Source organism: Bacteroidota bacterium, assembly GCA_017303905.1.
Lineage (GTDB): Bacteria > Bacteroidota > Bacteroidia > B-17B0 > Aurantibacillaceae > JAHEYG01.
Window position 1 is genome coordinate 706,563 of record JAFLBH010000002.1, and the last position, 10,443, is coordinate 717,005.

Here is a 10,443-nt window from a genome sequence, read left to right on the forward strand (position 1 = left end):
AACCTATAACAGCGTGCAGCCGTCACCTGCGGACAGCGACGCACAAGCCTTCGCTACTCTCACGCACGGACACATTAATGTTTGCGGCAGTCGGCGCGCGGCTGCGGGCTGACAAATTTATTGCCGGCGCCTAGCAACTAACATTGGGACGGAGGTAAAATTTTTATTTGTATCTTTAAGTAAACGTTCCGGTAGCCGCAAAACATTAACGTCGGCTGCACGCGGAACGTTATAACCAATGGCGGCGGACTTTCGCTCCGTAGACAACTTTACGGTAGACAAAAAACTTTTCGTCCGGCCTTTAAGGACAGCTTTAATGTTCCATAGACACATTTTAGGTAAATAGACAGGTGTACTTGTTATTGCTTTTCTTTCGCTCTTCGGGCGGACACGCCCGCTAGTGCAGCTATCGCGACAGCCCAACGCACTTTTGTGGTTTTTGCAAAACCATTTTGGCTAACCCAAGCTGCGGTCATTTGTAATCTTTCCGCTGCGCTCCAAAATTCCAAATCACCTCGCGCAAACACACAAAATATGGTGCGGGGCGACAGCCCCGCTTTTGTGCACGTGGCTCCGCCCATAAAGTGCGCTTGCGGTATTTTTTTGTTTAAAACTTGTTAGTGCATTTTTAATATAATTTTTGATCAAAAATAAATTTTTTTCATTGTCATGTGAAAATATGGACTATATTTGTTTAGGAATTCCCTTCTAATTTTTCTTCAGCTCTTCTTTAATTTTTCTAATAAGCGGTAGCCGAAAAGCTTTATCAAAGAGTAGGCACAAAAATTTTTTTTATGGCTTCGTCAGTAGAATATCTTTACACGGCAAAATTGGGCATGACCACAATTTCAACGGCAAATCCCAATCTAAATGGTACTGGTGCTCTTGGTAGTGTTATTACAGGATCATCAAATGGAACTTATGTCAAATCTTTATTTATTAAAGCACAAACCGATACTGCTCATGGTATGCTTCGGTTCTTTGTTTTGCGACCATCTGGGTCTATTTCACTATTATTTGAAACGACAATTCCTGCAACTAGAAGGTCAGGAAGAGATTTAAGTTACAGTAACATTATTCACTTGAATTATACACTTGAATCAGGTGAAACGCTTCAAGTATCAACAGAAAGAGCAAATACATTTAATATTATTGCTGAAGCGTTCGATATCACTTTATCAACGACAACAACTTTTATCGGTAATTCTGTTGAGTACATAGCTCGCTCTGGTTCTGGTACAATTAATACAGCAAATCCTAATTTAGATGGGACAGGTGCTTTGAGAGAAATTTATACAGGCGCTTCCTCATCTTTCAATGGCAGTCTCATTTCTTCTCTCACTATTAAAGCTCAGCAAACTGTAAACTCGGGGATTGTGAGGCTATTTTTTAGTGGTATGGCGGGTTCTACTCCAGTACTTTTTTATGAACTTTTTATTCCACCAAAAGTACAAAATGCTACTTCTCAATCGTTCTCATTTCAAATACTTGCGCAGGGAGGTCTTTGTATTCCTGCAGGGTCAAGCATTTTAGCTTCAACTGAAAGAGCAGACGCGTACGATTTAGTTGCAGAGGGCTCGGATTGGAGAAATGTTTAAAATAATTAAAAAATTAAAAAATATAGATTTATGAAAAATAATAGAGACATAAGATTTCAGAGTTTAATTTTAAACTCTAATGGCATTTCATTTTTAGGAATTTCAATGATTACTCCATCTCCGTTAGGTGATGGGTCTACACCTGGCCCTCTTGGTAAAGAAAAATATACTTGTACTCATTCTATAGTAACTCAAGTTGTGGGTGGTCAAACGGTTTATTCCCTTAAATGCACAAACGACTATTCTGAACCTTCTGGTGGCGGGGGTCTTTTAGCTGCACCTACATATTAAACCAATAACTAACGCAACTTCCTACTTTATTTGGCTTGTTAAATTTAAAATTTATTACTGGTGATCAAAAATCATAAAAGAATTTTAATTATCAGTAAAAGCACAGCTGATATTTCGACAGAAGACGTTATTGATTGGCTGATACTAAATGGAAATAGGCCTGAAAGATTAAATGGTGATTCAATTGAAGATTTTAAGTCACATGGTATTACTTTTTCTATAAACGATGTCGGAGAATTAATTAGTAACACTGGTATGACTGGTTCGTTTTATTCAATCTGGTTAAGAAGGTGGTCTGATTATTCTTCGCTCATTGAAACAAAAAGATCTTTCGATAACTCTGTAAGCGCTGACTTAGTTGCACATATCATATCACAATTAACTCGTGATCTTTCAGTTATTGAAAATTTTATTCTTTCCAATATTCGTTGTGTGAAATTTTTAGGCTCAGATAATAAGAAACACGGCAATAAACTTAATAATCTATTATTAGCAAAAAAACACAATTTAGAAATACCTGAATTCATACTAACTACTGAAAAAACATCTTTAAATAAATTCTTTGAGAAGTACAATAAAAAAATTATTCTTAAAGATTTAAGTATAACTTTTAACTATGACTTAGGTTCTAACTTATATACAACATATACAGAGTTAATAACTGAAGAAGATATTAGCAATTTCCCAGATAAATTCTATTTGTCCTTCTTTCAAGAGTATATCGAAAAAGAATATGAAATACGTTGTTTTATTTTAGAAACCAAGGTTTATAGTATGGCTATTTTTTCTCAAATAGATGATAAAACAAAAGTAGATTGCCGTAAATATAATTTTCAAAACCCAAATCGTACTGTACCATACTCTCTGCCCTTAGTGATTGAAAAACAGTTAATAAATCTTTTCTCCGACTTAAAATTATTATCCGGATCTGTTGACCTTATTAAGGGCTTGGATAAAAAATACTACTTTCTGGAAATAAATTCTGATGGCCAATTTGGTATGGTTGCGGAATGCTGTAACTATAATATTAATTATGAAATTGCACAATTTCTTTGCTCATGAAAGACGAACTAATACCTAAAAACGCAAAATTACAACTGCCATTAAGGTGGCAAAAACTAACTAAAGTTGATTTATCAGATAACAGCAATCACATAAAAGCAAGAATTACAAATAACGAATTTTATAAAAGTTCTGAATTTATTTGCATATCTAACTTTAGAAAAACTAGTAAAATAATTGACCGTAAATGAACACAAACTTTTATTTTACGCTATTTTCTAATTGCATTCCTGTAAAAGGCGCAGTACGTTCTATAATATGTGATTTACAAAGAGGATCCTATTTATTTATATCAAATGACATTGTTGACGTTCTTGCCTCATGTGAAACTATGCCTATTTTTAAAATACTAGATTATTACCGCAATATAAATGAAGTCGAATTAGAAATATTATTCAACCAGCTAATTGAACTCAACCTTGGCCACTATTGTGAAAATCCTGATAGATTTCCGAAGATAAACACACAATTTAATTCACCTTATGAAATTCTTGATTGTATTATTGAATTATCAGATTGTAATTTAAAATACATTGACAATATATTTGAATCTCTAACTATATTGGGCTGCCAAACAATTGAATTGCGAACTTACTCTCACTTTTCACTCGAAAAAATAGAAATTTTTTTAAGTAAGCTCAATTTAACTAGAATTAGGAATGTCGAATTAATTGTCTGCCATTCACAATTAGAAACGTCAAACGCATTTGAGGCAATTTTGAAAAAATATCCAATTATAGAAACTCTCGTTATTCATTCGGCCGATATTGACAACTGTAAGACGATTGGCGCATCCAATTTAATATTTACAACTCAAATAATCACATCATCTTCTTGCTGCGGCAATATATCTAAAGAGGACTTTAAAATAAATCTTCCTTTCTATCTGCATGGTATAAAAAACAATACTTGTTTATATAAAAAAATATCTATCAAAGCAAATGGTGATATAACAAACTGCCCTAGCTTAGAAAAAACGTTTGGTAGTGTAATTGAACTATCACTTGAGCAGGCTTTAAACACCACTGGCTTCAAAGAATTATGGTCTATTAAAAAAGACGATATAAACATCTGTAAGGTATGTGAGTTTAGATATATCTGTAGTGATTGTAGAGCTTTTCTAAATGACGTTTACGAGAAACCCTTTAAATGTAGCTACGATCCCTATTCACCCTCATTCCATAATTTGTCTTAAATCATGAAATTTCGACTTTTAATTTTTATATCTATTTTCTTTTTCAACTCCTGTTCAAATGAATCTAAAAATCAAAATGTAAGATCAATTGTTCAAAATGCAGAAACTCACAATTCACATTTACAATGGTTGCAATATGAGTTTTCAGATGAAATACGAGCCTTATATGACAGTACTGGTGATAAAGAGATGGTTTCATATCTATACTCTAACATCGGTCTATATTTTAAAGCTTTGGAGTTTTATGAAAAAAATAATAACAAACCAGCCAATAATCCGGTTAATTTTGATACTTCAAGTTTAATATTAATTCCTGCTTTAGACTACATTACAAAAGAGGCTCAAAACCGACAGGTGATCATTATTAATGAAGCGCATCATGTTTCATACCATCGATTTTTTACAATGTTACTAATAGAAAAATTGTGCAAGATCGGCTTTAATTATTTCGGTGCAGAAACTTTGACTTTAGCTGACAGTAACATAAATTCACGAGGATATCCATTAATTAATTCAGGATATTACAGTGTTGAACCTCAATATTCCAACCTGATTCGACAAGCCTTAAGTAATGGATATAAAGTATTCCCATACGAACCAAACATTGTTACAAATGATGCACAACGTGAAATCGATCAAGCCACTAATATTGCGAAAATTCTTAAAGAAAATCCAAAAGCGAGAATTGTTATACATTGTGGATATTCACATATTCTTGAGGGCGAAAACATTGGCACATGGGGTAAAGCGATGGCCGGTAGATTAAAAGAAATTACAGGCATTGATCCGTTAACTGTAAATCAAGTATCATTAACAGAAACCTTCTATCACAAAAACGAAAATCCTTTATTTAAAATAATAAAAGCTAGTAAATCTATGGTTGTTAAACCAAAACTAGCCTCCTCTTCGCTCATAATAGATAAGCAGTTAGCTGATGTCTACGTATTTCACCCAAGGACATGTTTGAAATATGGTAGACCAGAATGGCTTTTTACAAAGTATAAGTCAGAGCTTATAAATAAAAAAATCAAAATTTCTTATCCTGTTATAGCAAAAGCCTTCTTCTTAGAGGAAAACGTTGAAGTTGCCACTCCAATAGATGTAATAGAAATCAAAAGTACTAATGATTCTATAGCACTAGCATTGATACCTAAGAAGAACTACAAAATACTTATTCAAAACAAACAAGGTTTACAACAAACATTAACAATAGCCAAATAAATTTTATTAAAATAAATAATTGTTCGCATCTTTATAACGCACATACAGTAAATATCATATGACAAAAAATTTACAATTTCTATTTTTAATCTTAATAGCATTAACCTTCGCAACAGCCTACGGTCAAAAAAGCAAATCCGCAGACAAAATTAAGTGCAAGTTGGTTTACGACGCCGAAACTGGCAAAAACTTATATATTGACATATCCAGTTATCCTGAGCCTTTAGACACTAACTTCAATGACAGAAACTTTTTTCTTTCTACGTTTAAAGTCCCAAATAAAAATTATGATGACAACCTAAAATTAAAATTCATTTGGCTCATTACTAAAGACGGTAAATGCGAATTTTTTAAGTTAGCTTTCCCTACAAATGACGAAGAACTTAAAGCAGAAGCAAAACGTGTAGTTGGTTTATTGCCAAAATATACTCCTGCCAAATGCGGACAAGAAGCTGTTATCTGTAAAAGAGACTTCGAAACATCAATCGGAAATTTGAAAAAAAACGAATAAACTGTAGAGCGGTTAAAGTTTAGTGGTAATATATACTTTATTTAAATAAAATGAAATTAATAAAAATCACAATACAAGTGTTATTAATAATATCTTTCTTTATTGTAGCGAGTTGTAAAAAAGAATACAATTGTGTTTGTTCAACGCCTTTAAAAGAAACATCAAGTTCCATAAAAGAGACTAAAAAGAAAGCAAAAGAAAAGTGTAAAGAAATCGAGAGCGAACTTAAAAACACAGACGTAAGTTTCCAGTGTGTTATCCAGTAAAATAAATTTGCCGTTCCCCTTCGGGTCGGGCTTTCTCTCCAATCTTTTGCAAGAGTCAGGCAAAAGGATTTCCGTTCAATCCCTAACGGTTCTTTACATCTACACGTTTATAATCCGCTGTCATTGCTGAATTACCATTATAAAATGTCCAAGATACTTTGTCATTACTGACCATATATGTTTGTTTTCTATCGTCTTTAAAGGCAAACGTGTTATAGTTTTCTTTAACAAGGTAATCAACACTAAAAATTGAATCGTTAAAATAACTGATTTTCTTTGCCTCTATTTCTGTAGAGTCTGTGTATAATAGAACTACGCAAGCCTTTTTTGGATGTATTTCATAAAATGCAGCAATTAGTAGATTGGTATCTAAATTTTTAAGAGAATCAGGCAAAATAAATTGATTGATTTCAGTAAGACTCTTTAACTGATCCTCTTCATAAGTGATTTCGTTGCTTTCACTACAAGACAATACAGCCAGAGCCAAGATTATTATTATTACGAACTTCATTATTATTTACAAACATAATGCTTTTTAATCTTCAATCAATTACAAAATAAAATTTCTTATCAAATAATTATTTATTCCCTCGCCAGAAACTACAATTCCCTCAATAATTTATATTCATTCACTATTTTTTAGCTGATATTACGAAACATCAATATATTTTTGTATTATGAAAACAGAAAATATCATAGTAGGAGTACTTTTAGGAGTAAGCGTTGTATTACTTATTTATGGAGCGATGAACAACAAATGCACTCAATTACCTTTTGGTGGTTCATTAAATTGCCCAAACTAAATGAATCGCTAAAAAGGGATTAACCTAGTTAATCCCTTTTTTGATTTAATTCATAATCAGATACAAGTTGATTGATTATGCACTCTCGCCAATAGCGCCTTTCAATCTGCTATTAAGTAATTCAACAATTACTACAACAACACGTCCGGCATCAGCTTTTGTAAGTTTTGCACCACTAGCAATCGCATCTATCACTTTTGTTTTGCTTGTGCCGAAGTAAATATTTATCAGCTCTTCATCTGTAAATCCTCTTGCAATTCTTCCTGCATCTGCTTTTGAAAGTTTCGCGCTCGCTGCAATCGCATCTATTAATGCAACTTTATCTTTTTTACTCATTATTGACATTGTATCAATAATGAGCATTTTAATTATTTCATTTGCTTTCATCTTATTTAGTTTTTAAAGAGGAGCGGGTTGCCCCGCCCCCATTGCTTACTTCATTTTTCTGAACTTTAATTTACTCACTTGCTTGTACTGCGAACTGGTTGCTCCATAAATTGACTTCACATAGTTTTTACATTCTAAAGCAACGTCAATTAGTCCGGTGGTTTTCTTATACAACAAATCATTTCTCACTATCCTTGCGTTACTCCATGTTGTGTAAGCGTTAATCACTGCGGTGTTCGCTGCTTTTAAACTTGTAAGTAAAGTATTCAGTGAAGAAACTTTCAGTTCGTTCTCATTCGGGTTATAAGCAGGAATTGAACTTAAAAGATTGATGAGCTTTTCTAAGTGTTCAATCATGCTGTCATAACTTTGTTGAGACACGCTTATTTGTTTTGGTTCTTCTGGTACTTCAACTGGTGGGTCTTGCGGAGCAATTTTATTCGCATTCTTCCCTGCATCTGCTTTGGTAAGTTTACCGCGCTTACCTTGTATTTTGTGATTTATCGTTAACGCATCACTTACAGTCAGGTCGCTTGCGCCACTTGCTTTTAAAGCGGCCATAACTTTGGTGATTAACTTTTTCACTGGTTCGAATGCAAGTTCTCTATTGTTAGTCGCATTTTTAAAGGCGGTGTGCGCTATTATTGCTGACGTTAACGAGTTGCTTGCGTTTGTTTTTAAGGTATTCATGTTCGCTACCTTAATTGCGTTAAGAATTGGATTATAAGTTACGCCGTATCCGACGCAAAAGCTTATAAGATCTTCAAAATTGGCTATATTCTTAGCGTGGCCAATTTCACTAATTGATGCCATAATTATATTTTTTTATTGTTTATTTTTTGATTTTGCCCGATTCTAAATCCCGATTATAATCGGAACTTTTGCATGAGGAATAGTATCGGAAAAGAAAAACCCCACTATACGCGACCAAATGTTGGTAGCTTATAAAAATATACCTATGTTTTGTTGAGGCTCCATTTTTACCTTCCTTTCTTTTTGTAATTACTAATTGTAACGCACTTCTTATGCCAAAGGATACAATTTTTTTGTGAATGAACGTTAAACAAAGGCAGTTTTCTAATAAGTGGTTATCTAAATCATATTAGCGTGCAGTATTATTTTAAGTTGTTTCTGTAAAAATGAAAGTACAAACAGTGTTCTTGTAACTTTACCGAGTGTTTTTTCTTATGTACGGAGTGTTTTGCTTTATGTGCGCTGTATTCTTTCAACTGCTCGCAGTATTTTTTCTTATGCACCAAGTATTTTTCTTTATGCACGTAGTAAACTCTCAAATGCACGTAGTGTTTTTGTTTGTGCGCTGTGTGTTATTCTTTATGTACGGAGTATTCTGCTAACTGCTCAGAGTATTCTTGCTTGTGCACAGTGTATTTTCCCACGCACTTATAACGATACGCCTTCGGCGGACTTTTTTTAAACGGACGCCAATTAGTTTAAATTGGCGCCATTGCGTTAGGGTGCTAAAGTACAATGTATGCAGACACCTGTATGCTGCGTGTAAGCCCTCGCACAAAATGCAAGCACATGTGCCGCTTGTTTTTTAATGGTAGAAACTTTAGTTGGCGTCACATAAGCTTGCATTTTTTCCTGCCCCATGCGTGAGGTGCTAAAGAACGGGCGGTTTGACAAAACCGCTTTTTGCCATCGCACGCAATAACAAGTACAAGTGCAATAAACAAACATGGGTGGACAAAGGCCGGAAAAGAATTTTCGGTTTGACTTGCGTAACGGGACAATTGACAGCTATAAACAACCATTTTTCCTAAGTAATAAGCGGACGTGTTTCATAGACACATGGGGAAACTTCTGTGTGGCCGCCACTGGGTTATAACACCACCTTGGCTCAATGCGGGCAGACGAGGTAACAGAAAGTTTAGTATCTTTATATAACCATTTTCGGTATAGACACAGGAAGGTTCCAAAAGCCGCACTGAAGCCAAGCCGGAAACCGTTATGGGCAAGTGTATGTGACGACACCGATTAAAAGAAATGAAACAACTTCTAACATATTTCGGACTTGCATATTTAATTAGTTGGACAATTTGGCTTCCGTTATACGGACACACTTTTGGGTTGACTAATTTGCCGACTTTACCTTATCACCACGCTCTTGGTGGTCTTGGACCGTTATTCGCCTCGTTCTTGACAACTTGGATTTATCAAAGAAGACAAGGAGTAAAACTTCTTTTAAAAAAGTGTTTTCAGGTGAGACCACTACTTTATTTAACAGTTGCATTGTTAAGTCCGTTCATACTTGCTTTCATTGCGACAATCATAAATTTCTTTATTGACAAATCGCCATTTAACCTCTCAGGACTGCTTAGTTGCAAAGAGTTCCCACAATTCAACTTATTGACATTTTTTATTTACAACTTAATCTTCTTCGGCTTTGGTGAAGAAGTTGGTTGGCGAGGTTTTGCATTGCCAAGGTTTCAAGACAGGTTTAATGCTTTGACATCAAGTATTATTTTGACAATATTTTGGGCTGTTTGGCATTGGCCACTTTTCTTTTACAGACCTGGTTACACGTCGATGGACTTCGCAGGAATATTCGGTTGGACATTTAGCCTATTGACAGGAAGTATTTTATTGACTTGGCTTTACAACTCATCCAAAGCAAGTATTTTAATTTGTGCTGTTTTTCACTCAACTATAGACATCGCATTTACCGCAGACCTTGCCGACAAGAACATTGTGAACTATATGGGATTTTTAATCACAGTTTGGGGAATATTGACAATCATTATCTTTAAACCAAAAAATTTAGCGACAAATGAACGAGAGAAGAACACCAGCCCATAACAGCAAGCAAAAGTAAGCGGGTAGACTCGGTCATCGTTCGCGCGCAATTAAAGCGGTAGACAATTTGTTTGCGGCTCACTAATAAAGTAGGTATCTTTAAAATACCTTTTGTCGGTTAAGACAGGTGAAGCTTCGAAAGCCCGCCTACTCTTGCTTGCAAAACGTTAGCGGTCATTGTAAATGTACAAGCATTAAACGCCCGACAAAAAAACTAACACTTCGTTGGTCTTGTTAATTATTTTTCGCAACTCGACATTGACGTCTTAAACTTTGTTTATATTTGTGCCAT

The 10,443-nt window shown here is 34.5% G+C and carries 10 protein-coding genes; 7 read left to right on the forward strand and 3 right to left on the reverse strand.

All coding sequences use genetic code 11. The features are described 5' to 3' along the window. Positions 1 to 794: 794 nt before the first annotated feature. The 6 genes from J0L69_10780 to J0L69_10805 all read left to right on the forward strand — a co-directional run bounded on the left by J0L69_10780 (position 795) and on the right by J0L69_10805 (position 5,878). A complete protein-coding gene (locus J0L69_10780) occupies positions 795 to 1,598 on the forward strand; it encodes a hypothetical protein (protein MBN8693672.1) in 804 nt (267 codons plus the stop codon). A gap of 30 nt (positions 1,599 to 1,628) precedes the next feature. Further along, positions 1,629 to 1,889: a hypothetical protein gene (locus J0L69_10785; protein MBN8693673.1), complete on the forward strand. Its 261-nt coding sequence runs from the start codon at positions 1,629 to 1,631 to the stop codon at positions 1,887 to 1,889. Between the two features lie 60 nt (positions 1,890 to 1,949). Then, positions 1,950 to 2,951, forward strand: a complete 1,002-nt coding sequence (gene gwsG / locus J0L69_10790; protein MBN8693674.1) for a grasp-with-spasm system ATP-grasp peptide maturase — start codon at positions 1,950 to 1,952, stop codon at positions 2,949 to 2,951. Between the two features lie 187 nt (positions 2,952 to 3,138). Continuing rightward, positions 3,139 to 4,146, forward strand: coding sequence for a grasp-with-spasm system SPASM domain peptide maturase (gene gwsS / locus J0L69_10795; protein MBN8693675.1), 1,008 nt, complete (start codon positions 3,139 to 3,141; stop codon positions 4,144 to 4,146). A 3-nt stretch (positions 4,147 to 4,149) separates the two neighbouring features. Continuing rightward, positions 4,150 to 5,367 (forward strand): hypothetical protein, encoded by a 1,218-nt coding sequence (locus J0L69_10800; protein MBN8693676.1) that lies wholly within the window; start codon positions 4,150 to 4,152, stop codon positions 5,365 to 5,367. 58 nt (positions 5,368 to 5,425) lie between these two features. After that, complete coding sequence (locus J0L69_10805) at positions 5,426 to 5,878, forward strand: hypothetical protein (protein MBN8693677.1); 453 nt, start codon at positions 5,426 to 5,428, stop codon at positions 5,876 to 5,878. Between the two features lie 348 nt (positions 5,879 to 6,226). Here J0L69_10805 and J0L69_10810 read toward each other — a convergent pair whose 3' ends face one another. The 3 genes from J0L69_10810 to J0L69_10820 form a co-directional block, all read right to left on the reverse strand. Beyond that, positions 6,227 to 6,631, reverse strand: coding sequence for a hypothetical protein (locus J0L69_10810; GenBank protein ID MBN8693678.1), 405 nt, complete (start codon positions 6,629 to 6,631; stop codon positions 6,227 to 6,229). A 391-nt stretch (positions 6,632 to 7,022) separates the two neighbouring features. Next, complete coding sequence (locus J0L69_10815) at positions 7,023 to 7,334, reverse strand: hypothetical protein (GenBank protein ID MBN8693679.1); 312 nt, start codon at positions 7,332 to 7,334, stop codon at positions 7,023 to 7,025. A gap of 45 nt (positions 7,335 to 7,379) precedes the next feature. After that, complete coding sequence (locus J0L69_10820) at positions 7,380 to 8,147, reverse strand: hypothetical protein (protein MBN8693680.1); 768 nt, start codon at positions 8,145 to 8,147, stop codon at positions 7,380 to 7,382. A gap of 1,194 nt (positions 8,148 to 9,341) precedes the next feature. Here J0L69_10820 and J0L69_10825 point away from each other — a divergent pair. Continuing rightward, a complete protein-coding gene (locus J0L69_10825; GenBank protein MBN8693681.1) occupies positions 9,342 to 10,154 on the forward strand; it encodes a CPBP family intramembrane metalloprotease in 813 nt (270 codons plus the stop codon). Positions 10,155 to 10,443 lie beyond the last annotated feature (289 nt).

Excerpts from the sequence above, each read along its gene's own strand:
- J0L69_10780 (MBN8693672.1), top strand. The coding sequence starts at position 795 with ATGGCTTCGTCAGTAGAATATCTTTACACGGCAAAATTGGGCATGACC.
- J0L69_10785 (MBN8693673.1), top strand. The coding sequence starts at position 1,629 with ATGAAAAATAATAGAGACATAAGATTTCAGAGTTTAATTTTAAACTCT.
- gwsS (MBN8693675.1), top strand. The coding sequence starts at position 3,139 with ATGAACACAAACTTTTATTTTACGCTATTTTCTAATTGCATTCCTGTA.
- J0L69_10800 (MBN8693676.1), top strand. The coding sequence starts at position 4,150 with ATGAAATTTCGACTTTTAATTTTTATATCTATTTTCTTTTTCAACTCC.
- J0L69_10805 (MBN8693677.1), top strand. The coding sequence starts at position 5,426 with ATGACAAAAAATTTACAATTTCTATTTTTAATCTTAATAGCATTAACC.
- J0L69_10815 (MBN8693679.1), bottom strand. The coding sequence starts at position 7,334 with ATGAAAGCAAATGAAATAATTAAAATGCTCATTATTGATACAATGTCA.
- J0L69_10820 (MBN8693680.1), bottom strand. The coding sequence starts at position 8,147 with ATGGCATCAATTAGTGAAATTGGCCACGCTAAGAATATAGCCAATTTT.
- J0L69_10825 (MBN8693681.1), top strand. The coding sequence starts at position 9,342 with ATGAAACAACTTCTAACATATTTCGGACTTGCATATTTAATTAGTTGG.